At 72.6% G+C, this 24,278-nt stretch carries 18 protein-coding genes; 13 read left to right on the top strand and 5 right to left on the bottom strand.

Annotated features, from left to right (window positions below; genetic code table 11):
• The first annotated feature begins 203 nt into the window (after positions 1 to 203).
• The 12 genes from TAE01_RS15830 (at position 204) to soxR (ending at position 14,787) form a co-directional block, all read left to right on the top strand.
• The gene (locus TAE01_RS15830; RefSeq protein WP_147067778.1) at positions 204 to 1,469 is read left to right on the top strand and encodes a toxic anion resistance protein; all 1,266 of its coding nucleotides are present in this window, start codon (positions 204 to 206) and stop codon (positions 1,467 to 1,469) included.
• A gap of 96 nt (positions 1,470 to 1,565) precedes the next feature.
• Complete coding sequence (locus TAE01_RS15825; RefSeq protein WP_246111395.1) at positions 1,566 to 2,246, top strand: hypothetical protein; 681 nt, start codon at positions 1,566 to 1,568, stop codon at positions 2,244 to 2,246.
• Between the two features lie 12 nt (positions 2,247 to 2,258).
• Entirely contained in the window at positions 2,259 to 3,869 is a 1,611-nt protein-coding gene (locus TAE01_RS15820) for an AAA family ATPase (RefSeq protein WP_147067777.1), read from the top strand.
• Positions 3,866 to 5,215: a GlnX family signal transduction membrane protein gene (locus TAE01_RS15815; protein WP_147067776.1), complete on the top strand. Its 1,350-nt coding sequence runs from the start codon at positions 3,866 to 3,868 to the stop codon at positions 5,213 to 5,215. The genes TAE01_RS15820 and TAE01_RS15815 overlap by 4 nt, the downstream gene beginning before the upstream one ends.
• The gene (locus TAE01_RS15810; RefSeq protein ID WP_147067775.1) at positions 5,212 to 6,210 is read left to right on the top strand and encodes a glutamate ABC transporter substrate-binding protein; all 999 of its coding nucleotides are present in this window, start codon (positions 5,212 to 5,214) and stop codon (positions 6,208 to 6,210) included. The genes TAE01_RS15815 and TAE01_RS15810 overlap by 4 nt, the downstream gene beginning before the upstream one ends.
• Positions 6,207 to 7,520: a coiled-coil domain-containing protein gene (locus TAE01_RS15805; protein ID WP_371860849.1), complete on the top strand. Its 1,314-nt coding sequence runs from the start codon at positions 6,207 to 6,209 to the stop codon at positions 7,518 to 7,520. Before TAE01_RS15810 ends, TAE01_RS15805 begins: the two co-directional genes overlap by 4 nt.
• Positions 7,517 to 10,114 carry a serine/threonine-protein kinase gene (locus tag TAE01_RS15800; protein WP_147067774.1) on the top strand — a complete coding sequence of 866 codons (2,598 nt, stop codon included), beginning with the start codon at positions 7,517 to 7,519 and terminating at the stop codon, positions 10,112 to 10,114. The genes TAE01_RS15805 and TAE01_RS15800 overlap by 4 nt, the downstream gene beginning before the upstream one ends.
• Positions 10,111 to 11,499: a PP2C family protein-serine/threonine phosphatase gene (locus TAE01_RS15795; RefSeq protein ID WP_147067773.1), complete on the top strand. Its 1,389-nt coding sequence runs from the start codon at positions 10,111 to 10,113 to the stop codon at positions 11,497 to 11,499. Before TAE01_RS15800 ends, TAE01_RS15795 begins: the two co-directional genes overlap by 4 nt.
• Positions 11,492 to 12,781, top strand: coding sequence for a VWA domain-containing protein (locus tag TAE01_RS15790; RefSeq protein ID WP_147067772.1), 1,290 nt, complete (start codon positions 11,492 to 11,494; stop codon positions 12,779 to 12,781). Before TAE01_RS15795 ends, TAE01_RS15790 begins: the two co-directional genes overlap by 8 nt.
• On the top strand, positions 12,778 to 13,689 hold the full coding sequence (locus TAE01_RS15785; RefSeq protein WP_147067771.1) for an FHA domain-containing protein: 912 nt from the start codon (positions 12,778 to 12,780) through the stop codon (positions 13,687 to 13,689). Before TAE01_RS15790 ends, TAE01_RS15785 begins: the two co-directional genes overlap by 4 nt.
• A 105-nt stretch (positions 13,690 to 13,794) precedes the next feature.
• On the top strand, positions 13,795 to 14,355 hold the full coding sequence (locus TAE01_RS15780; RefSeq protein WP_147067770.1) for a P-loop nucleotide/nucleoside kinase family protein: 561 nt from the start codon (positions 13,795 to 13,797) through the stop codon (positions 14,353 to 14,355).
• Positions 14,356 to 14,787, top strand: a complete 432-nt coding sequence (soxR, locus tag TAE01_RS15775) for a redox-sensitive transcriptional activator SoxR (protein ID WP_147067769.1) — start codon at positions 14,356 to 14,358, stop codon at positions 14,785 to 14,787. It abuts the gene before it with no gap.
• Between the two features lie 135 nt (positions 14,788 to 14,922).
• On the opposite strand, the gene TAE01_RS15770 is transcribed toward soxR, so the two are convergent.
• The 5 genes from TAE01_RS15770 to TAE01_RS15750 form a co-directional block, all read right to left on the bottom strand.
• Positions 14,923 to 17,046, bottom strand: coding sequence for an ABC transporter ATP-binding protein (locus TAE01_RS15770; protein ID WP_147067768.1), 2,124 nt, complete (start codon positions 17,044 to 17,046; stop codon positions 14,923 to 14,925).
• A complete protein-coding gene (locus TAE01_RS15765) occupies positions 17,046 to 18,776 on the bottom strand; it encodes an ABC transporter ATP-binding protein (protein WP_147067767.1) in 1,731 nt (576 codons plus the stop codon). The genes TAE01_RS15770 and TAE01_RS15765 overlap by 1 nt, the downstream gene beginning before the upstream one ends.
• 73 nt (positions 18,777 to 18,849) lie before the next feature.
• Positions 18,850 to 19,569, bottom strand: a complete 720-nt coding sequence (locus tag TAE01_RS15760; RefSeq protein ID WP_246111393.1) for a TetR/AcrR family transcriptional regulator — start codon at positions 19,567 to 19,569, stop codon at positions 18,850 to 18,852.
• A gap of 51 nt (positions 19,570 to 19,620) precedes the next feature.
• Positions 19,621 to 21,207, bottom strand: a complete 1,587-nt coding sequence (locus tag TAE01_RS15755) for a DUF7059 domain-containing protein (RefSeq protein ID WP_147067766.1) — start codon at positions 21,205 to 21,207, stop codon at positions 19,621 to 19,623.
• The gene (locus tag TAE01_RS15750) at positions 21,204 to 21,575 is read right to left on the bottom strand and encodes an anti-sigma factor antagonist (RefSeq protein WP_147067765.1); all 372 of its coding nucleotides are present in this window, start codon (positions 21,573 to 21,575) and stop codon (positions 21,204 to 21,206) included. The genes TAE01_RS15755 and TAE01_RS15750 overlap by 4 nt, the downstream gene beginning before the upstream one ends.
• Positions 21,576 to 21,794: 219 nt before the next feature.
• Here TAE01_RS15750 and TAE01_RS15745 point away from each other — a divergent pair, with 219 nt between their 5' ends.
• Positions 21,795 to 24,119, top strand: coding sequence for a DEAD/DEAH box helicase (locus TAE01_RS15745; RefSeq protein ID WP_246111391.1), 2,325 nt, complete (start codon positions 21,795 to 21,797; stop codon positions 24,117 to 24,119).
• Positions 24,120 to 24,278: the final 159 nt, after the last annotated feature.

Below are 24,278 nucleotides of genomic sequence, written 5' to 3'. Positions count from 1 at the left end.
CCACGGAACCCACCCGTTCGCCCGCCCGTCGCAGGCGCACGGCACGTAGAGTGGCCGTACGCCCGACGAAGCGCGCCGCAGGCGTGTGTCGCGCACCTCGCGGTGTGCCTCGCACGGTCCAGCAGCGGTCTCGTGCTCGACGGGCAAGGGACTTCGGTCGCGTCGCCGACGCGGCCGGCACGCGAGGGAAGGACCCGCTCCACATGACTGACCAGCCCGCCCAGCAGGCGACCGCCGCCGCGCCCGCCCAGGTCGCTCCCCTCGAGCCGCCGCCCAGCGAGGCCTTCATCCTCACGGCCCCGGCGCCGACCGCGCCCGTGGCCGAGACGGCCGCACCGAAGATGGCCCCTGCCGTCCCCGAGGCGGCGCTGCCCGGCCTCGACGCCAAGGTCGACACCTACCTCGCGTCGCTCAGCAAGGCCGCGGCCCGCTCCCCCGAGTGGGAGACCAAGGCCGCCGACGTGCGCAGCATGGGCAACGACGAGGTGCGCTTCGCCGCCGAGAGCAGCAACCGCATGCTCCAGATGCCGGTCAAGGCGCTCAACGAGGGCGGCCTGTCGGGCAACTCCAAGGTGGGCAAGACCCTGCTCGACCTGCGCCGCACCGTCGAGGACCTCGACCCCGGCCAGGCCACCGGCGCCAAGAAGTTCCTCGGCATGATCCCCTTCGGCGACAAGGTCACCGACTACTTCCGCAAGTACCAGTCGGCCCAGAGCCACCTCAACGGCGTCCTGCACGCCCTCCAGTCCGGCCAGGACGAGCTCGTCAAGGACAACGTCGCGCTCAACCTCGAGAAGCGCAACCTCTGGGAGTCGATGGGCCGGCTCAACCAGTACGTCTACGTCGCCGAGCGGCTCGACGCCCGCCTCGCCGCCCAGGTGGCCACCCTCGAGGCCACCGATCCCGACACCGCCAAGGCGCTGCGCGAGGACGTCCTCTTCTACGTGCGCCAGAAGCACCAGGACCTGCTGACCCAGCTCGCCGTGTCGATCCAGAACTACCTCGCGATCGACATCATCATCAAGAACAACATCGAGCTCATCAAGGGCGTCGACCGCGCGACGACGACGACGGTCTCGGCGCTGCGCACCGCGGTCATCGTCGCCCAGGCCCTCAACAACCAGCAGCTCGTGCTCGACCAGATCACGGCCCTCAACACGACGACCTCCGGCATCATCGAGCGCACGTCCGAGGCCCTGAAGCAGAACTCGGCGCGCATCCAGGAGCAGTCGGCGAGCGCCACGCTCTCGATCGAGTCGCTGCAGAAGGCGTTCGCCAACATCTACGAGACGATGGACACCATCGACCAGTTCAAGGTCCGTGCGCTCGACAACATGGCCGCGACCATCGGCACGCTCGAGACCGAGGTCGCCAAGTCGCGCACCTACCTCGACCGCGTGGCCAAGCAGGACGCCCGCCGGGCCGAGAACGCCGCACCGGGTCTGCTCGACCTCGGCTCGGGCCGGTGATCCCCACCGGCGCCTGACACCCGGGGCGCGGGCCCGAGCAGCGGTGCGTGCCGGTCGACGACCGGCCCGCGACAGATCAAGAGGAGAACAACGCACGTGGGAATCCGGTCGTGGTTCGGGTTGGACCGGCCCGAGGCAGCCGAGCCGGTGCGCTCGGGACCACCGACCACCGAGCAGCTGGTCGACGCGCTCGACGCCATCGAGCTGCAGGCACGCGAGGGCAAGGTGCCCGGCGTCGTCCTCTCCCGGTTGCTGCGGGTCACGGGGATCGTGCGCCAGACCCTGCCGCGCCTGTCCAACCTCGGCCTCGGAAGCGCCCAGGGCTACAGCGTCATGGCGACCGCCACCGACTACCTGCCGGTGGCGATCGGCAACTACCTGCGCCTGCCGCGCGACTGGGCCGACACCCGTCCCATCGCGGCCGGCAAGAGCTCGGTCATGCTCCTCGTCGACCAGCTCGACCTGCTCGGCACGACGATGGACAAGGTCTACGACGCCGTATGCCGTGCCGACGCCGAGGCGATCATCGTGCACGGGGCGTTCCTCGAGCAGAAGTTCGGGCAGGCCTCGAGCGGCGGCACGCTCGGGCTCGGCCCGGACGCGGCGCAGGTGGCTCCGCCGCCAGAGCCGTCCGCGTCGTCCGAGCCGTCCGCGTCATCCGAGCCGTCCGCGTCGTCGAGCCCGTCAGGCCTGTCGGGCCGACTGGGCCCGACAGGTGCGTCGACTGCCTCCGGCCCCTCCGCCCCGTCGCCCCGGCCGTTGGCCCCGCCCGAGTGAGGAAGCTGCCGCATGACCACTGACGAGTCGCGCCTCGCCGAGAGCCTGGAGCAGCTGAGCGACATCGCCGCCGAGGCGGGCCTCGACCCCGCGGCGGCCCGCGACGAGGGGCTGCGCGTGGCGGCCGCCCTCGCCGAGGCCGTGCCGGGGGCGGCATCGGCGTGGGCGGAGGTGGCACACCCCGGCCTGACCGACGCGGCCTCCGTCAACGAGGCCTTCTTCGAGGCCGCCTCGCGTGGACGGCGCTGGAGAGGGGCTCCGACCGACCTGCTCGAGACGCTCGCCGGAGCCCAGCACTCCCTCGCTGCCGACTACGCCGAGGCCCTGACGGAGGTCGCCTCGTCCGCCGTCATGCTCGGCACCGCACCGATCTGGGTCATCGCCAACGCGTCGGCCGCCTCCAGCGCCTACCTCGCGGCGGCCCGGCCGTCGTGCCAGCGGGTACCGACCCTGCTCGGCGGCAAGGCCGGGACGCGTCCGGGGTCTCCCGACCCGATGCGTCCGAGCATCCCCGGCGCGGTCGACCCCCGCCTCCTCGATCTCGTGCGACAGGATCAGCCCGAGGCCCGGGGTGGCCCGGCCGGAACCCCGGCCCACGACGCCCTCGGGACCGCCGCCCCGACAGAACCTCCGACCGAGGCCGAGAAGCCGGCCGAGCCGCAGCGGTCCGTCGAGGAGCTGCTCGCCGAGCTCGACGCGATGATCGGACTGGCCCGCGTCAAGAAGGAGATCCACCGGCAGGTCGCGCTGCTCACGGTCGAGAAGATGCGCACCGAGGCGGGCCTCAAGGCCCCCAAGATGAGCCGCCACCTCGTCTTCGTCGGCAACCCCGGCACCGGCAAGACGACGGTCGCCCGGCTCGTCGGCGGCATCTACCGGGCACTGGGCCTCCTGCCGACCGGCCAGCTCGTCGAGGTCGACCGCAGCGAGCTCGTCGCCGGCTACGTCGGGCAGACGGCCATGAAGACGGCCGAGGTGTGCGCCAAGGCCACCGGCGGCGTGCTCTTCATCGACGAGGCCTACGCCCTGACCGGCGACCAGTACGCCCAGGAGGCGGTCAACACCCTCGTCAAGGAGATGGAGGACCACCGCGAGGACCTCGTCGTCATCGTGGCCGGCTACCCCGACCCGATGGTCGGCTTCATCGCCCAGAACCCGGGCCTCGCGAGCCGGTTCACGACGACGATCGAGTTCGACGACTACTCCGACGACGAGCTGCTCGCGATCCTCGACTCCATCGCCGAGGGCAGCGACTACGAGGTGACCGACGACGCCCGCACGCGGGTGCGCCACCAGCTCGAGGCGACGCCGCGCACCCCGGCCTTCGGCAACGGCCGCTTCTCGCGCAACCTCTTCGAGCACGCGGTGGGCCGGCACGCGTGGCGCCTCAAGGATGCGACGGAGCCGACCCGCGACGAGCTGCGTCTACTCACCGCGGACGACTTCACCGAGCAGCCCGACGAGCTCGAGCAGGATCCGGCGCCCCTCAGGGCAGACCCTGATGGTCCGGCAGGCCCCGATGGGGCAGTCTCGAACGAGCACGACGAGCAGGACACGCACGCGCACGACGACACGATCGGGCACGACGACACGAGCGGGAACGAGCACGAGGACACCGCATGAGCGCACCGACGACGAACATCCCCGTCGCCATCCCGGCGGGCGGCTCGTCGCGCGCGCCCGGGAGCCAGCCGGGCGCCACTGGTCAGGGCGGCCAGGGCGCGCGCACCATCGCCGGCAGCATCCCGGGAGCGCGGGGCATCGCGGGCCGGCTCCTGCACGGAACACCGGGACGCATGCGCCTCTTCGGGCTGCTCGGCGTCATCGCCGCCGTGCTGCTCGGCGCGGTCAGCGCCAACGCGCTGCTCGCCTCGCAGGCCGCCGTCGAGCGGGCCGCCAACAACACCGCGCAGGTCGTGCGCGCCCAGTCGATCCACGTCGACCTCCTGCGGGCCGACGCCGTCGCCACCAACGCCTTCCTCGTCGGCGGTCTCGAGTCGCCCGACTCCCGCGCGAGGTACGAAGGTGCCATGGCGCGGGTCGCGTCCGGCATCGCCAAGGCCGCCGCCGCCCAGCCGGCCGACGGCAACGCGCTCGGCGTGCTCTCCGAGCGCGTGCAGACGTATGCCGCCCTCGTCGAGCAGGCCCGCTCCAACAACCGCCTCGGCCTCCCCGTCGGGGCTCAGTACCTCACGCAGGCGAGCGCCGGGCTGCGTTCCGACGCCATCCCCATCGTCGAGCAGGTGGTCAAGGCCAACGAGGAGCGGTCGCAGAAGGAGTTCGACCGCAGCAACTCGAGCCTCCAGCTGCTCGTCGGCGTCGTGTCGCTCGCCGGGCTCGTCGCCATCGCCGTGTGGCTCGCACGGCGCACGCACCGCTACCTCAACGTCTCGCTCACGAGCGCGATCGGTCTGCTGCTCGTCGCGCTCTTCGTCACCGCCACCACGATCACCGGCATCGGCAGGGCGACGCGCGACGTCGCCCAGGGCGACTTCCAGAGCGCCGTGACCCTCGCGAACGTCACGACGGCCGCCAACGACGCCCGGGCCAACGAGAGCCTCACCCTCATCAAGCGCGGCTCCGGCGCCGCCAACGAGACGTCGTGGAAGACCGACAGGACGACGGTCGAGACCGATCTCGGACGCCTCAGCGACACCACCCTCGACCCGCTGTGGAGCGACTACGTCGCCTCGCACGAGAAGGTCCGCTCGCTCGACAACGGGGGCCGCTGGGACGAGGCCGTCAAGCTGTCGACGAGCACCGCGACCGGCGGGGCCGCGAAGACCTTCGGCGACTTCGACGTCGCGGTCACCCGGGCCCGTGACGACGCAGGCAAGACCACCGTGTCGAGCCTGAACGGGCTCGGTGGCAGCGCGCCGCTCATCGCGGTCGCCGTCGCCCTCGCGGCGCTCGCCGCGTCCTGGCTCATCACGCGAGGTATCGGCCAGCGGATCGAGGAGTACCGATGAGCGCGTCGACCACGGCGCTGCGCCGCCGCCTCTCCACCCTCGTCGCCGTGGTCGGCCTGGGTGCGCTCGCAGGCTGTTCGGGCGTGACGTACGCCGACACCCAGCTGCCCACGACGGCCGCTCCCAAGCCGGCGAGCAACGCACCCGCGGTCACCGCCCCGACGTGCGACAACGCCACGCAGTCCTACGCCCCGCTCCCCAGCCTGCCGAGCCGCGACCAGATCTCCGACGCGCCGATGCGCAAGATCATCGACAAGGGCTACCTCACGGTCGGGGTGTCCGCCGACACCTACCTCTTCGGGGCCCGCAACGCGTTCACGGGTGGCATCGAGGGCTTCGACATCGACATGGCCCGGGCCGTGGCCAAGGCGATCTTCGGCGACGCGAACAAGGTGCAGCTGCGGGTCATCACGGCCAACGACCGCATCCCGCTGCTCAAGGACGGCGAGGTCGACATGGTCGCGCGCAACATGTCGATGACGTGCGGCCGTTGGAACGACATCGCCTTCTCCGCCGAGTACTACCGCTCCGGCCAGAAGGTCCTCATCTCCAAGAGCCTGGTCAGCGACGACAAGAACGCCGCCTCGTGGGGACTGGCCGACCTCAAGGGCAAGCGGGTCTGCGCCCCCACCGGCACGACGTCGCTGACCAAGCTGCAACAGGTCCCGGGGCCGGTCGTCGTCACCGCCGGCACGCACACCGGCTGCCTCGTCCTGCTCCAGCAGGGCAAGGCCGACGCCATCACCGGTGACGACACGGTGCTGGCCGGCCTCGCCGCGCAGGACCCCAACACCGTCATCACGAGCGCCAAAGCGATCACCGTCGAACCGTACGGGCTGGGCCTCAACAAGGCCGACACGTACCTCGCCCGCTACGTCAACCGCGTCATCGCCGACCTCGAGGCGGACGGGCAGTGGAAGGCGATCTACAACCGCTGGCTGGCAGGACCGCTCGGCCCCGCCCCGGCACCCCCGACACCGGTCTACGGACGATGACCGCAGTGCCGCAGAGCCAGTCGGACCCGGGCACCGCCGCACCGACGGCGCCCGGCCGTCTCGGCGTGCCGGTCCAGGCCGCCGAGGCCCAGACCTACCTCTTCGCCCTGCGCGAGTGGGTCGCCCAGCGCCGAGCGGACCTCGGCGAGGTGGACCGGGCCGTGCTCAAGCTCTCCCAGGCGGAGCAGGTCGCGATCACCAACGACCTCACGGTGGCGTTGACCTTCTGGAAGGCGGTCAGCGACCGGCTGACCCTCCTCGAGACGACGTTCGACGGCGGGCGGGTCGGTCCCGTCGAGGCCGAGCGCCTCTCGACCCTCATCCACGGGCGGCTCGACTCCAACACGACCGAGCACCTCTCGCTGCCGTCCAGCGGTTCGCTGGCCGTCAGCCTCCCCGAGGCGTGCCGGCTGCTCGACTCGCTGACCCGGACCCTGCAGGCTCGAGCCTCCCTGGCCCCCGGGGCCGCCGAGGCGGCGCAGCGGATCACCCTGGTCCGCGCGGGCCTCGAACGCACCCGCGACCAGCTTGCGCTCGTCCCGGCCGGCGCCCAGCGCGACGACGCGGCGGAGAAGCTCACGAGGCTCGACCGTCGCATGGACGACCTCGTCGAGCGCGCGCGGCGCGGAGCGGACGTCGGCGGCATCATCGGCCCGCTCGAGATCGACGTCGCCGTGCTCGAGCGCGACCTCATCGTCGCCGCTGCCGAGCGCGCCTCCGCGGCCCGCAGCCGCGTGCGCACCCAGCAGCAGGTCGAGGAGCTCGACGCCCGCGCCGCCGCGATCCGCGCCCTCGAACGTGCCTGCGTCGAGGCCATCACGCCGGCACCGCACCTCGCCATCCCCAACGTCCGCGCGCTGGGACCGGTGCCGCAGGCGGCGGCCGAGCTCACGGCATACCGCGCCAAGCTCGAGCGGGTCTCGCGGGCGCTCGACCTCGCCCACGAGACGTATGCCGCAGGGCTGGCCGAGCGCGACGAGGTCGTCGGCCTCGTGGGCGCCGTGGGCGCCATGGCGGGGTCCGCCGTGCTGGCACCCGAGGTGGCCGAGGACGTGGCCGAGCTGCGACGCCGCCTCGACGAGACCCTGGCCGCCCGGCCCCTTCCCATCGCGAGGGCGCGTGCCCTCGCGGCCGCCTTCTCGGCCTACGTCGACGCGGCCACCCGGCCCCAGCCGCGGGCCGCACGCGCGGTCGCGGGCCCCGTGCCAGCGACCTCCACGGCACCCGGACCCGCTGCCCCTCCACCTCCCGCACCCCGATCTCCCGCACCCCGACCTCCTGCACCCCGACCCCAGAGGCCCCGCCCATGACCTGCACGCAGCCGGGCTGCACCGGAACGATCCTCGACGGCTACTGCGACGTGTGCGGCATGGCGGCCGGGTCGAACCCCGTCCCCGCAGGCGCCACGGGTACCCAGAGTGCCCTGGGTGCCCTGGGTGCCCTGGGTGCCCTGGGTGCCACGAGCGCCACCGGCGCGTCACGCGTCACGTCGAGCGCCATGGCCACCTCGCCGTCGGGTCCGGCCGCCGCCGGGCCGGCGATCCCCGAGGGCGGGGCCTGCCAGCAGCCCGGCTGCAGCGGAACCATCGAGGCCGGCTACTGCAACGTCTGCGGCACCCCCGCCGACCAGCTGAGTGCCGCCGGCTACGCCGCTGCTGCCGGCGCGCCCGGCCGGAACGGGTCCGGGAACGCGTCCGGGGTGACCGCACCCACCGCCGGCTCGGGGGGCCACGACACGAACGGGGCCAACGGATCCACCGGGGTCAACGGGGGCAACGGGGGCAACGGGGGCAACGGAGGCACCGCGGGCGTGGGTCCGGAGATCTCCACCCGCTCGGCGGCCTCGAGCAACCTCGCGTCGGCCGCCCTGGGCTCGAAACGGGCCCGCGAGTCCGGGTCCATCGCCACGCGCCGCACCGGAGGCTCCCAGCGCCTGCGCTCGGCCCGTCTCGGGGGCGGCATCACGACGGTGCGCCCGGCACCGGAGATCGACGCCGCCAAGGCGCTCCTCAAGGACCCGTCGGTCCCGGAGAACAAGCGCTACTGCCCCAAGTGCGGCGAGCCGGTCGGCCGCGGCAGGGACGGCAAGCCCGGCCGCACCAACGGCTTCTGCGCCACGTGCCGTCACCCGTTCTCGTTCGACCCCAAGCTCAAGGCCGGCGACCTCGTCGCCGGGCAGTACGAGGTCGCCGGCTGCCTCGCCCACGGTGGCCTCGGCTGGATCTACCTCGCCCGCGACAAGAACGTCTCCGACCGCTGGGTCGTGCTCAAGGGCCTGCTCAACTCGGCCGACCCCGACGCCCTGGCCGCGGCGATCGCCGAGCAGCGCTTCCTCGCGCAGGTCTCGCACCCGAGCATCGTCGAGATCTACAACTTCGTGACGCACGACGACGCCGGCTACATCGTCATGGAGTACGTCGGTGGCACGTCGCTGAAGTCGATCCTCAAGCAGCGCCTCCAGGCTGCCGGCAGGTACGACCCCCTGCCGGTCGACCAGGCGCTCGCCTACATCCTCGAGATCCTGCCGTCGTTCCAGTACCTCCACGACCTCGGGCTCGTCTACTGCGACTTCAAGCCCGACAACATCATCCAGGTCGGCGACGAGGTCAAGCTCATCGACCTCGGCGGCGTGCGTCGGGCGGACGACGACGACTCGGCGATCTTCGGCACCGTCGGCTACCAGGCTCCCGAGGTCGCCGAGCTCGGGGTCTCCCCCGCCTCGGACATCTACACGATCGGGCGCACGCTCGTCGTGCTCACGATGGAGTTCCGCGGCTACCAGACCACCTACCTCAACGTCCTGCCCGCGCAGGACACCGTGCCGGTCTTCCAGCGCTACGACTCCTTCTACCGACTCGTCGCCAAGGCCTGCGCGCCCAACCGCGACGACCGGTTCGTCTCCGCCGACGAGCTGCGCTCGCAGATGATCGGCGTCCTGCGTGAGGTCGTGGCCCTCGACCGTGGGTCCGGCGCCGCGACGAGCACCGTCAGTTCGCTCCTCTTCGACGTGCCGACGCCCGGCGTCGAGCCCGACGACTGGCGCAACCTGCCGGCGCTGCGCCGTGACCCGCACGATCCGCAGACCGGCTGGCTGACGACCGTCTCGGGCACCCCGCAGGAGCGCCTGTCCACGCTCAGGCGGGCCGCCGTGCGCACCACTGAGGTGTTGCTCGAGCAGGCCCGTGCCGCCCTCGACGCCGGACAGCCGGACGTGGCCGAGTCCACCTCGGGCGAGCTGTTGAGCGCCGACCCGTGGGAGTGGCGCGCGGTCTGGATGCAGGGCCTCGCTGCCCTCGAACGCGGCGACTCACGTGCCGCTCAAGCCGCCTTCAACGCGGTCTACGGGCAGGTCCCGGGCGAGCTCGCCCCGAAGCTCGCCCTCGCCCAGGCGTCCGAGCAGGCCGGCGACGACGCCGTGGCCGAGAACCTCTACGTCGCGTGCGCCCGGACGGACGCGACCTACGTGCCCATGTCCGCCTTCGGCCTGGCCCGCATCCGGGCCGCACGGTCCGACGTCGACGGCGCCGTCGCCGCCTACCGACTCGTCCCGATGCAGTCGAGCGCCTACCGCACGGCCCGCGCCGGCCTGGCCGAGCTGCTCGCCCGGGCCAACCGTGGCCTGCCCGACCTCGCCGAGGCGCTGCGCACCCTCGAAGACACGTCGCTGTCGGCGCGGCGCCGGGCCGAGCTGACGACGCTCATCTACCGTGAGGCGCTCGTGACGGTGGAGCAGACCGGCAACAAGGCCGACGTCCGCCTCGGCGAGCACAAGGGCACCCCCAACGGCCTGCGCATCGGGCTCGAGGAGGCCCTGCGTGAGCTGGCCAAACGAACCCCCGACCTGTCCGAGCGCGTCCCCCTCGTCGACGAGGCCAACGCCATCCGACCATGGAGCCTCTGGTGACCGACATCCCGACGACGGGAGCGCCGCAGGCCGCTCCGGTGCCCGCGGCCGACCCTGCGACGAGCCCGACCGGCCACCCTGCGACGCACCCTGCGGCGCGTCCTGCCACAGGTCCTGCGACGGGTCTTGGGACAGCGGTTACGGCGTCGCGCGACTGCCCCGCGTGCGGCACGGCCAACCCGGCCGCGTCGAGCTTCTGCGAGGAGTGCGGCGCGGACCTCGTCGTCGCCCCCCGCGCGTCCGCCGTGGTCTCGGGTCTGCCCCACGCCGCCACCCCGACCGGCGCCGCCACGGCCCCCACCGACCCGGACGGCGCGGTGCTGACCTCGGCGACGCCCCAGACCGCCCCAGCCGGCGAGGAGTCGCCGCTCGACGTCGGCTGGACCGGCGCGGTGCCCTCGGCTGCCGTGGTGCCGGCCGACGACGAGCCGACCTGCCAGGCCTGCGGCCAGGGCCGCATCGTCGACGGCTACTGCGACCAGTGCGGCACACCGCCACCCAACCCCCGCGACCACCTCGTCGAGTCCCCGACGACGTGGGTCGGCGGGGTCTGCGACATCGGCCGGCGCCACGCGCGCAACGAGGACGCGATGTCGCTCAGCGCGAGCGACGGACCGGGTTCGCGGGCCGTCCTCGTCGTGTGTGACGGCGTCTCGATGGCGACCGACTCGCACATCGCCTCCCTCGCCGCCGCCCAGGCCGCGCGGGCCGCGCTCGACCAGCCGTTCCCCAAGGGCGCCGGCACCCCGGACGCGTGGGCGGCCGGCGCGGGTCGGGCGCTCACGGGCGCCGTGACCCGGGCCAACGAGGCCGTGGCGGCCGCGGTCGAGGACGTGCCCAACCCCCCGTCGTGCACCCTGGCCGCAGCGGTCGTCGAGGACGACGTCATCGTCGCCGGCAACGTCGGCGACAGCCGCGTCTACTGGCTGCCCGACGCCGCGGACGAGCCTGCGACCCAGCTCGGCCGCGACGACTCGTTCGCGCAGGAGCAGATGGCTGCCGGCATACCTCGTCTCGAGGCCGAGACGGGCCCGCACGCGCACTCCATCACCCGCTGGCTGGGCCGGGACGCACCCGAGGACCTCACCCCGCACCTGACGACGATGAGGGCGACCCCGGGCTGGCTCATGGTCTGCTCCGACGGGCTGTGGAACTACTGCTCGGAGGCCGAGGACCTGCGCAGCCTGCTGCACGACGCGTCGGCCCGGCTCGACGACGTCACGCCCACCACGGTGGCCCAGGCGCTCGTCGACTTCGCCAACGAGCAGGGTGGACGCGACAACATCACGGTTGCCCTCGCCAGACTGGCTGGGCGAGGATCGAGCACGACGACCGAGGCGACCGCGTCCGCGGCGCCGGTGGAAGGGGACCCGACGGATGGCTGACTTCACCGCAGAGGTGTTCCAGAACGAGTTCCTGCCCGACGGGGGCACCGACGTCCACGCCATCGTCCGCGTGACCTCGACGGGCGCGTCCGCGGCGACGGCCTCGGCCGGGCTGTCCGACCCCGGGTCGGCTGCCGAGGTCATCCTCATCGACACCTCGGGCTCGATGGGTCGTCGGGGCGTGCAGGCCGCGGGAGACGCCGCCAAGGCCGCGCTCGCGGAGATCGTCGACGGCACCCTCTTCTCGATCGTCTCGGGCAACGGCACCGCCCAGATCGTCTACCCGTACAGCCACCAGGGCGCCCTCGTGCCGATGTCGGCGCACACCCGCGGAGAGGCCAATCGGGCCATCGAGGGGCTGCGTGCCAACGGTGGCACGGCCATGGGCACCTGGCTCACCCTGGCCCGCCAGATCTTCGAGACCGTCCCGTACGTCACCAAGCGCCACGCGATCCTGCTCACCGACGGCGTCAACGAGGGCGAGACCCAGGCCTCGCTGCAGGCTGCGGTGGCCAGCTGCGTCGGCGCGTACCAGTGCGACTGCCGCGGCGTCGGCGACCAGTGGCGCGTCGACGAGGTCCGCGGCATCGCCTCGGCCCTGCTCGGCACCGTCGACCTCATCCCGGCGCCCGAGGAGATGGCGGCCGAGTTCGAGGCGATGATGCGCGCGTCGATGTCGCGCGGAATCGCCAACTCGGAGCTGCGCGTCTGGGTCCCGCAGGGGGCCGAGCTGCTCTTCGTCAAGCAGGTCTCCCCGACCCTCGAGGACCTCACGTCACGCCGGACCGTCGTCAACCCGCTCACCGGCGCCTACCCGACCGGAGCCTGGTCCGACGAGAGCCGTGACTACCACGTGGCCGTGCGCCTCCCGGCGCGCACGCTCGGGCAGGAGCAGCTCGCCGCCCGCGTGCAGTTCTCGCTCGGCGGTGACCCCGTCGCGCAGGCGCTCGTCAAGGCCAAGTGGAGCAACGACGACTCGCTGACCACCCGCATCGACCCGGCGGTCGCCGCGTACACCGGTCAGGCCGAGCTCGCCACCGTCATCCAGGAGGGCCTCGCGGCCAAGGCGGCCGGCCAGGACGACGTCGCGACGGCCAAGCTCGGCCGCGCCGTGCAGCTCGCGGACTCCACCGGCAACGACGAGATGACGACACGCCTGAAGAAGGTCGTCGAGATCGACGACGCCGACACCGGCACGGTGCGGCTCAAGAAGGGCGCCTCGAAGATGGACGAGATGTCGCTCGACACGGCCTCGACGAAGACGAGCCGGGTGCGCCGATGAGTGCGGTCTGCCCCAACGGCCACACCTCCGAGGCCGACGACTACTGCGACACCTGCGGCTCCCCCATCGACGCGAACGCCCAGCCGGCACCGGCCGCCACCGGGGCTGCGCAGCCGCCCACCCGCGCTGGCGCCCCGCCGTCGGGCTCCTCGCTCGACCTCGATCCGCCACCGGCCGCGTCGTCCGTCTCCGGCGCTGCGCCTGCACCTGCCCCGGCGGAACCCACCACCCCAACGGTGCTCGAGTGCCCCAACTGCGCGACCGAGAACCCCGACGGCGCGCTCTTCTGCGAGGCGTGCGGCTACGACTTCACGACCGGCGCCATGCCGCGGGACCCGGCAGCCGGTCCGGGCGACCTCGCGGACACCGAGCCCGACGGCGAGGCCGTGCCTGCGCCCCCTTCCGGCTCGACCGGCTCGCCCGGCTCGTCCGGCTCGCCCGGCGTGACGGACCCGGCCGGGACCACGACCGGACCGGGCGCGTCCGCGGCGCCCTTCGAGTGGCTGGCCGAGGTCTGGGTCGACCCGGACTGGTACCAGACCCAGGAGGCCGAGGACCCCTGCCCGTCGCCGGGTCTGCCGACGATCATGCCGCTGCGGCACCGCAGCGTCCTGCTCGGGCGCGTCTCCACGAGCAAGAACACCCGACCCGAGATCGACCTGTCGTCCGACCCCGGGGTGAGCCGCCGGCACGCGCAGCTGACCACCGACGGCACCCGCTGGTTCGTCGAGGACCTCGGCAGCTCGAACGGCACGTTCGTCGGGCCGGCGGCCGGGCCGCTGCCCGTCACGGCCATCTCGGTCGGCCCCAAGGCCGAGCTGAGCGACGACGACCGTCTCTACGTCGGGGCCTGGACCCGGGTCGTCGTCCGCCGGGCGACGCCGGACGAGGTCGAGGCCTACGCCTGACGACGCTCGACGCCTGCCGAGGGGACGGCATACGCACGGGCCGGAACGTGAACGTCACCTGAGGTCTACCGACGTCGGGGGCAAACCCCCCTAGGGTGGTGCACTGTGAGCGACCGGCCCCTCCACTCCGTCGACAGTCCGCAGGTCATCGTCGTCACGGGCGTCATGGCTGCGGGCAAGTCGACCGTCTCCCAGCTCCTCGCGGAGCGCTTCTCGCGAGCGGTGCACCTGCGGGGCGACGAGTTCCGTCGCGTCGTCGTGCGCGGTCGCGTCGACATGTCGCCGCACGGCGACCCCGAGGCCGAGCGACAGCTCGCCCTGCGCCACCGGATCACGGCGCGCACCGCCGACGCCTACGCCGAGGCGGGCTTCACCGTCGTCGTGCAGGACCTCTTCGTCGGGGCGAGCCTCACCCGCTTCCTCGAGCAGGTGACGACGCGCCCCCTCAGCCTCGTCATGCTGGCGCCCGACGTCGGCACCGTCATGCAGCGCGAGTCCGAGCGCGCCAAGGTCGGCTACGGCGACCTCTGGTCGATCCGCGACTTCGACCAGACGATGCGCACCGAGACACCGCACATCGGCCTGTGGCTCGACAGCTCGCAGCAGACCCCCGACGAGACCGTCGAGGAGATCGTCGCGCGGCTCGCCGAAGCACGGATCGTCTAGATGTCGACGCTCACCATCGGGCAGGTGGCCGAACGCACCGGTGCGGCGAGCTCCGCCCTGCGCTACTGGGAGGACCTCGGTCTCATCGGCTCGGTGCGCACGAGCGGCAACCAGCGCCGCTACGACCGGAGCACCATCCGTCGGGTCTCGTTCATCCGCGCCGCCCAGCGAATCGGCTTGTCCCTGGACGAGATCGGCGCCGCCCTCGCCACCCTCCCCGAGGGGCGCACCCCCACCGCCGGCGACTGGGCGCGTCTCTCGCGCGGGTGGCGCGGCCGCCTCGACGAGCAGATCCGCCGCATCGAGCGGCTGCGTGACCAGCTCGACTCCTGCATAGGCTGCGGCTGCCTCAGCCTGCGCACATGCGCGCTCAACAACCCGTCCGACGTGCTGGCCGACCGCGGCCCGGGGGCCGTGCTCCTCGAGTCCTGACCGTCCGCCAGTCCGCCCGTCCGCCCGTCCGCCCGTCCGCCCGTCCGACGACGTATGCCGGGTGGTCGGGAGACGAGAGGCCCCGCCGTCCACGCGGGACGACGGGGCCGCTCGTCGAGCAGGGCCTGCGGGGGCTCAGTCGGTGCGGTCCGCCGGGGTCGCCGAGTCCGGGGCCGGGACGCCGGGTCCACCCGCCGGCCCGGGCGCACCGGCACCGACAGCCGCCATCTCGGGCATGCCGTCCGCCCCCGCGGAGGGAACGCCCGCCGAGTCGTCGAGGTCGGCTGCGGCACCTGCGAACTGCGCGGCATACAGCGTCGCGTAGGCGCCCCCGGTCGCGAGCAGCTCGGTGTGCGAGCCCTTCTCGACGATGCGACCGTCCTCCATGACGAGGATGAGGTCGGCGTCGCGGATCGTCGAGAGGCGGTGTGCGATGACGAAGCTCGTGCGGTCCGAGCGCAGCGCGGCCATGGCGTGCTGGACGAGCAGCTCGGTGCGGGTGTCGACCGAGCTCGTCGCCTCGTCGAGGATGAGCAGCGCCGGGTCGGAGAGGAACGCCCGCGCGATCGTGACGAGCTGCTTCTCACCGGCCGAGATGTTCGACGCCTCGTCGTCGAGCACCGTGTCGTAGCCGTCGGGCAGCGAGTGCACGAAACGGTCGACGTAGGTCGCCTTGGCGGCCTCGATGACCTCCGCGTCGGTGGCACCCGGGCGTCCGTAGGCGATGTTGTCGCGGATCGTGCCGCCGAAGAGCCAGGTGTCCTGCAGCACCATGCCGATGCGCGCGCGAAGGTCGTGCCGGGTCAGGTCGCGGATGTCGACGCCGTCGAGGGTGATCCGCCCGCCGTCGAGCTCGTAGAACCGCATGATGAGGTTGACGAGCGTCGTCTTGCCGGCGCCGGTGGGCCCGACGATGGCGACGGTCTGCCCCGGGCGCACTGACAGGTCGAGGTCCTCGATGAGGGGCTTGTCGGGCGTGTAGGAGAACGACACGTGCTCGAAGGCGACGGCCCCGTGCGGGTCGTCGATGCGAGCGGGCGAGGCGGGGTCGGGCTCCTGCTCGTCGGCGTCGAGCACCTCGAAGACGCGCTCGGCCGACGCGACGCCGGACTGGAGCACGTTGGCCATCGACGCCACCTGGGTCAGCGGCTGGGTGAACTGGCGGGAGTACTGGATGAAGGCCTGCACGTCGCCGAGGCTCATGGTGCCCGAGGCGACGCGGAGGCCGCCGACGACGGCGATGGCGACGTAGTTGAGGTTCCCGACGAACATCATGACGGGCATGATGATGCCGCTGATGAACTGGGCACCGAACGCGGCCCCGTAGAGCTCGTCGTTCTTCTCCTTGAAGTTCGCCTGCGTCTCCTTCTGCCGGCCGTAGACCTTGACGAGGCCGTGGCCGGTGAAGGTCTCCTCGACGATGCCGTTGAGCTCGCCGGTGTTGCGCCACTGCTGGACGAAGAGCTTCTGGGACCGCTTGGCGATGAGGCTCGTCACGACGATGGAGATCGGGATCGTGACGAGGGCGATGAGGGCGAGCAGCCACGAGATCCAGAACATGATGCCCAGGACCGCGACGACGGTGAGGAGCGAGTTGAGCAGCTGCGAGAGGGTCTGCTGCAGCGACTGGCCGACGTTGTCGATGTCGTTGGTGACGCGGCTCAGCAGCTCACCGCGGGGCTGGTTGTCGAAGTAGGGCAGCGGCAGCCGGTTGAGCTTGGCCTCGACCTCCTGGCGCAGGTCGTACATCGTGCGCTGGAGGACGCCCTGCAGGATCCAGCCCTGGATCCACATGAGCAGCGAGGCCGCGACGAAGAGGCCGACGACGAGCATGAGCACGCTGCCGACGGCGTCGAAGTCGATGCCCTTGCCGGGGGTGAAGTCGACGTTGCCGAGCAGGTCGGCGTAGGTCGACTGGCCCCGAGCGCGCAGGCCGGCGATGACCTGGTCCTTCGTCGTGCCCGGCGGGACCTGGATCTGCCGCCCGATGACGCCGGCGAAGATGAGGTCGGTCGCCCGCCCGAGGATCTTCGGGCCGATCGAGCTGAGCGCGACGCTCGCGACGGACAGCACGAGGACGAGGACGACCTTGGCGCGGTGCGGGCGCAGGCGACCGATGAGCCGCTTGGCCGACGGGCCGAAGTTGAGCGACTTCTCGGCCGGCTGGCCCATCTGCATGTGGGGCGGACCGCCCCGGCGGGCGGGACCGCGGCGGCTCTCTGCGGCCTTCTCCTCGGCCGTCTTGACTCCCTCGGCCATCAGGCCGCCTCCTCCGCGCTGCGCTGGGACTCGACGATCTCCTGATAGGTCTCACAGGAGTCGAGGAGCTGGTCGTGGGTGCCCTGGCCGACGACGCGGCCGTCCTCGAGCACGATGATGTGGTCGGCGTCGACGATGGTCGACACGCGCTGGGCCACGATGACGACGGTGCTGCGGGCCGTGGCCGGCCGCAGCGCCCGACGGAGCCGGGCGTCGGTCGAGAGGTCGAGCGCCGAGAACGAGTCGTCGAAGAGGTAGATGTCGGGTCGCTTGACGATGGCGCGGGCGATGGCGAGGCGCTGGCGCTGGCCGCCCGAGACGTTGGTGCCTCCCTGGGCGATCGCCGCGTCGAGCCCTCCCATGGCCTGGACGAAGTCCTGCCCCTGGGCGATCCGCAGGGCGTCCCACAGCTCGTCGTCGGTGGCCTCGGGGTTGCCGTAGCGCAGGTTGGTCGCGACGGTGCCGCTGAAGAGGTAGGGCTTCTGCGGCACGAGGCCGATGCGCCCCCACAGGGCGTCGAGCTCGAGGTCGCGCACGTCGACCCCACCGACCCGGACCTTGCCGGCCGAGGCGTCGAAGAGGCGGGGGACGAGCCCGAGGAGAGTCGTCTTGCCGGCACCGGTCGAGCCGATGATGGCCGTCGTGTGCCCCGGCTCGGCGCGGAAGCTGACGTCACGCAGGACGGCGGCCTCGGCACCCGGGTAGTGGAAGTCGACGCCGGCCAGCTCGAGGCCCGCGGACCCGGTCGGGAGGCGGAGCGGCTGCACCGACTCGACGACCGAGGAGTCGGTGTCGAGCACCTCCTGGATGCGCGTTGCCGAGACGGAGGCGCGCGGGATCATCGTCGCCATGAAGGTGGCCATCATGACCGCCATGAGGATCTGGACGAGGTAGGACAGGAACGCCGTCAGCTCACCGATCTGCATGTCGCCGGAGTCGATGCGGTGGCCGCCGAACCACATGACGGCCACGGTCGAGAGGTTGAAGATGAACATGACGATCGGGAAGACGAGCGCCATGAGCCGCCCCACCTGCAGGCCCGCGTTGGTCAGCAGCCCGTTGGCCTCGGCGAAACGGGCCTCCTCGTGCTGCTCGCGCACGAACGCCCGCACGACGCGGATGCCGGTGATCTGCTCGCGCAGCACGCGGTTGACCCCGTCGAGGGAGGTCTGCATGCGCCCGAACCACGGGACCATCCGCGAGATGACGAGTCCGACGAAGAGCCCGAGGAGGGGCACCGCGACGGCGACGAGCCAGGACAGCCCGACGTCCTCGCGCAGGGCCATGATGATGCCGCCGACCATCATGATCGGCGTCGTGACGAGCAGCGCGAAGCCCATGAAGACGACCATCTGGACCTGGGTCACGTCGTTGGTGTTGCGCGAGATCAGGGTCGGGGCGCCGAAGCGCGTCACCTCCTGAGCCGAGAAGTCGACGACGGTCCCGAAGATGTTGCCGCGCACGTCGCGGCCCATCGCCATCGCGACGCGGGCCGCGAGGAAGGTGGCCCCGACGGAGGCCGCGATCTGCACGAGGCTGACGGCCAGCATGATACCGCCGTGGCTGACGATGAAGCCGGTGTCACCCTTGGCCACGCCCTGGTCGATGATCTCGCCGTTGAGGCTCGGCAGGTAGAGCGAGGCCATGGTGCTGACGAGCTGGGCCAGCACGATGAGCACGATCTGGCCGGAGTAGGGGCGCAGGTGACTGCGGAGCAGCCGGATCAGCATGAGAGTGCCTTTCGGAGCATGGTGTCGCTGGGGAACGCTAGGGACTCACGTGGGGTGAGGGTCAACAGGTTTGTCACGGCCGTGGCTCCGGGTCGCGCTGCGCAAGTCGGTCGCGTCGGTCGGTCCGGCTGCAGTCGTCCCGGCGGACGACCCCGTAGAGCACGGTGTCGACGATCTCCTCGGGGGTCAGCACCCGCCCGTCGGCGATGCCGGGGTGGCTGCCGGAGAAGGTGAGCAGCCGGATCCGGTGGATGACGTCGGTGCCGGGCACGAGGAGGTGGTCCTCGTCGTGCACGAGCAGTCCGTGGATGGCCTCGAGCAGCGGTTGGTGCGCCGCCTCGTGCTCCTCGTCGTCGGCGTGGCCGCGCAGGTGGCGGCCGGCCTCGTAGCAGGCGTCGTGCGGGCCGCGGTTCGGCGGCTGGGTCAGCCCCAGGGCGCCCATGAGGCCGAAGACCTCGGTGAAGCGCAGCTGCATGATGCGGGCGAAGTCGACGAGCCGGTCGCGCAGGGAGCCCTCGGGGTCGATGGCGCTGATGCGCCGCCGGACGGGGGCCGGGCAGAACGCCGCCTGCACGGCCTCCTTCTCGAGCACCTCCTTCGTCGGGAACACGCGGAAGATCGTGCCCTCCGCGACACCGGCCTCCTGGGCGATCTCGCTCGTCGTCGGCTTGCGGCCCTCGCGGTGCGCGAGGCGCACGAACACCTCGATGAGGGCGTCGCGCCGGTCGTCGGGGTCCATCGGGGCCGCCCGACGCTGGGTCGGTCGCACGGCACCCTCGACTCGAGTCGTCACCGGCCCATCATGAATGAGTGAGCACTCACTCACAAGTGGTTTGGGGCAGATTCAGACGAGCAGCCCGTCGGCGACGAGCTCGCGCAGCTGCGGCACCGTCTCGCCGCGCACCCGCTCCGGGTCGAGGCCGAGCACCGCCGCGATCGCGTCGAGCGCCGCCCTCGCGGTCAGCTCCCCCTCCGCGACGCCGAGGTATGCCGCGAGCACCGTCCCGGCGCGCACGACCCGTCCCAGCCCGCCGCCCTGACGGACGAGGATGACGCTGGGGTCCTCGGCGCCGGGCCTGCCGTGCCGTTCCTCGGTGACGTCGGGGGCGCACGACCACGCGACGTCGAGGACGTCGTCGTCCGAGTGCTCGGCGAGCCAGGTCCGAGCCCGCAGGCCGGCGTCGACCGCCGGGCCCATCGGCGCCGCCACGGGGCCGTGGGCCTCGTCGAGGGAGCGCCAGGTGGGACGGTCGGTCGCCGGGCGCTGGAGCGTCACGACGCCGAACCCGACCCGCTCGACGTCCCGCGAGGCGAAGTCGCGCAGCCAGGCGGCATACATCTGCGAGTGCGTCTCGCTGCCGGGCTGGGCGCCGCCGTCGCGAGCCCACAGCTCGGCGTACTCGGCCGGGTCCTGCGACTCGCGCTGGACGACCCAGGCGTCGAGCGCCACGCCGTCGCGCGCCTGCTCCTCGAGCCAGTCGTCCCAGACGTCGCGCCACGTGCGCCCGGCCGGGACCTCCCAGTTGCCGAGGAACTGCGCGATGCCGCCGGGCTCGAGGACGGCGCCGACCTGGCGGACGAGAGACCGAACCAGAGCGTCGCCGGCCCGACCTCCGTCGCGGTACTCGTAGAGCGGGAGGCTCTCGTCACGCGGTGTGATGACGAAGGGCGGGTTGCTGACGACGAGCGAGAAGCGCTGTGCTGCAACGGGGTCCAACAGGTCACCGGCGAGGAGCTCGAGCGGCGGCACGGCGCCGGCACGTTCGGAGGCGGCGAGCGCGAGGTTGAACGCGGCATACGCCAGCGCCCGCTCGGAGATGTCGGTGGCGACGACGGCGCCCACGTGGCCCGTCAGGTGCAGGGCCTGCACGCCACAGCCCGTGCCGAGGTCGAGCGCCCGGTCGACGGGTCGGCGCACCGTCCACGACGCGAGGGTCGTCGAGGCGCCGCCGATGCCCAGCACGTGGTCGGGGCGCAGCGGGCCACCGACGGCGAGCTCGGATAGGTCGGAGGCGACCCACCAGTCGTGCGCGTCGTCGCCGTAGGGGCGCAGGTCGCACGTCGCGGTGACCTCCCGCTCGGACGCGGCCGCCGGTCCGGACGCGAAACCCGCGCGGGCTCCCCCGAGACGCACGAGGCCGAGCGCGACCGCGCCGTCGACCCCGAGTGAGGGCAAGGCCCCGGCCAGGGCCGACGCCGGCACCGGACGGCCGAGCGTGAAGAGGCGCACGAGCACCCCGCACGGGTCGTCGCCGGACGAGGCCGAGCGCTCGGTCGCGAGCAACGCCGGCAGCGGTTGCTCGCGGTGGAGCGCCGCGGAGGCGACGGGCCCCAGCCGTTCGGCCACCCCGTCGACCGTGAAACGGGCCGCCGTGAGGTCCGCGCGCAGCAGCGCGATCCGGGCCTCGTCGACGACCGGGGTGTCGCTCAGGACCCCTCGCCCGGCGCGGCTGCGGCGGACTCGCTCGCGGCGAGCGCCGCGTCGAGGGTGGGGTGGATCTCGAAGACCTTGTCGAGGCCGGTGATGGCGAAGACCTTGAGCACGCGGTCGTCGGCGCCGACGAGGCGCATCGTGCCCCCACGCGTGCGGGTCAGCTTGAGGCGTCCGACGAGGACACCGAGTCCCGTCGAGTCGAGGAAGGTGACGTCCGTCAGGTCGACGACCAGCCGCGTGCGGCCGCCCTGGATCTGCTCGTCCAGCTTCTCACGCACGAGCGGCGCGGTGTACACGTCGATCTCGCCGCCGAGGTGCACCACGGTCTGACTGCCGTGGTCGGCTCGGGTGATCGAGAGATCCACCTGTGCCCCTTCCTGTGCCCACACGTGCCCAAAAGCTTCCGGTTGCGTCCGGCGTGGCCGGTGCCGCGCGGCGGACGGTCATCCGCTGACAGCGACCTGAGGGGGTCCCCGCCAGCCAGGCTCCGATGCCCGACCGACTGCGCAGTAACCTGCCCCGCACGACGGTTACCGTACCCCGACGGCATACGGTTGCTCCACATGAACGGGGAGCCGACACCCATGGGACCCGTGCCGGAGGACCTCCTGCGCACGCTCGTCGGTGACCACCCCGAACGTCTCGTCCACGTGCACGAGGTCCCGGCGCGTCGAGCCGTCCACGCCGACTGGCCCGAGTGGGTCGACCCGACGCTCCTCGGGGCCCTGCTCGCGTCGGGCATCGAGGCGCCGTGGTCGCACCAGGTCGAGGTGGCGCAGGCCGCCCACGCCGGTCGCCACGTCGTCGTCAGCACCGGCACGGCGTCGGGCAAGAGCCTCGGCTACCACCTGCCGATCCTCAGCGACCTCGTCGCAGGGGCGAGCGCCCCCAACGGGCGCGGGGCGACGGCTCTCTACCTCTCCCCCACCAAGGCGCTGGCGGCGGACCAGCTGAGCCGGATCGACCGGCTCGCACTTCCGGCCGTGCGCCCCGCGACGTACGACGGCGACACCCCGACCGACGAGCGCCGCTGGATCCGCGACCACGCCAACCTCGTGCTGACCAACCCCGATCTGCTGCACCACTCGCTCCTGCCCGGTCACGAGCGGTGGAGCTCGTTCCTGCGGGCGCTGCGCTACGTCGTCGTCGACGAGTGCCACGTCTACAAGGGCGTCTTCGGGGCCCACATGGCCGCCGTCCTGCGCCGGCTGCGGCGGGTCGCTGCGCGCTACCGGTCGGAGCCGACCTTCGTCTTCGCGTCGGCGACCGTGGCCGACCCCGAGGAGCACGCCTCACGGCTCCTCGGTATGCCGGTGCACCCGGTGACGACGGACGGGTCGCCGCGCGCGTCGATGACCTTCGCCCTCTGGGAGCCGCCGCTCCTCGTCGACGAGACGGGGCAGCCGCAGCGGGTCAGCACCATCACCGAGACCGGCGAGCTGCTCGCCGGGTGCGTGCGCGAGCAGGTGCAGACCGTCGCCTTCGCGCGGTCTCGCGCCGGGGTCGAGGTCGTGGCTCGCATCGCCAAGGAGCGGGTGTCCGTCACCGACGAGGGGCGCATCGCCGCCTACCGCGGCGGGTTCCTGCCCGAGGAGCGTCGCGAGCTCGAGCGCTCGCTACGGTCCAAGGAGCTGCTCGGCCTCGCCGCGACGAACGCGCTCGAGCTCGGGGTCGACGTCAGCGGCCTCGACGCCGTGCTGCTCGCCGGCTGGCCGGGCACGCTGTCGTCGCTGTGGCAGCAGGCGGGACGTGCCGGCCGCTCGGGCGCGCGGTCGCTCGCGGTGCTCGTCGCCGCCGACGACCCGCTCGACACGTTCGTCGTGCACCACCCCGAGGCGATCTTCGGTCGCGGCATCGAGGCGACGGTCGTCGACCCGGACAACCCGCACGTGCTCGCGCCCCATCTCGCTGCCGCGGCGGCCGAGCTGCCCGTCACCGAGGCGGACATCGAGATCTTCGGGCCCCAGACCCGGGTCCTGCTCGACGCGCTCGTGGCCCGCGGCATCCTCAAGAAGCGGCCGCGCGGCTGGTTCTGGGGGCGCGAGGACCGGCCGGCCGACCACCTGTCGCTGCGCGGCGCGGGCGAGCCGGTGCGCATCATCGAGACCCGCACGGGGCGGGTCGTCGGCACGGTCGACGACGCCGCGGCCCACTCCCAGGTGCACACCGGCGCCGTGCACCTGCACCAGGGCCAGAGCTGGATCGTCACCGAGCTCGACCTCGACGACCACGCCGCCTTCGCCGTGCGCGGCGACCCCGGCTGGACGACCCAGGCGCAGTCCGTCAGCGACTTCCAGATCGTCCACGAGACCGAGCACGAGGACTGGGGGCCGCTGCGCTGCTCGTTCGGCCACGTCAGCGTGCGCCACCAGGTCACCTCGTTCCTGCGCCGGCTGCCCGGCGGCGAGGTGCTGGGCGAGCACCCGCTCGACCTGCCGCCACGCACGCTCGCGACCAAGGCCGTCTGGTGGACCATGCCCGCGCCCGAGCTCGCCGCGACCGGGGTGGCGGAGGACGGCATACCCGGAGCGGCGCACGCCGCAGAGCACGCGGCGATCGGGATGCTGCCCCTCTTCGCGACCGCGGACCGTTGGGACATCGGCGGGGTCTCGACGGCCCTGCACCCCGACACGGGACTGCCGACGATCCTCATCTACGACGGACACCCCGGCGGCGCGGGCTTCGCGGAGCGGGGTTTCCGTCGGATCCGACCGTGGCTCAGTGCAACCCGTGAGGCCATCGCGTCGTGTGAGTGCGCCACCGGGTGCCCGTCGTGCATCCAGTCACCGAAGTGCGGCAACGGCAACGAGCCCCTCGACAAGCGCGGCGCCGTCGCGCTGCTCGACCTCGTGCTGCGCCACGCCGGCCCCGCAGCCCCCGCGGCCCCCACGGCCCCCGCGACCGCCTGACGCAGATCCCCGCGCACCCGCAGGGGGACGCGGCTCGCGCGACGGACCACACTCTGAGACATAATCCTGAGTTATTTGACCGGTAACGCGGCGCTATTCGAAACTCCCATGCAACGGATAGGGAAAGCACCGATCCGCCGACACCCTCAGGAGCCCGTC

The sequence above is a fragment of the Terrabacter aerolatus genome (assembly GCF_007991735.1).
Lineage (GTDB): Bacteria > Actinomycetota > Actinomycetes > Actinomycetales > Dermatophilaceae > Terrabacter > Terrabacter aerolatus.
The sequence above is the reverse complement of the archived record's forward strand: the minus strand, read 5'-3'. Positions and strand labels throughout refer to the sequence as shown.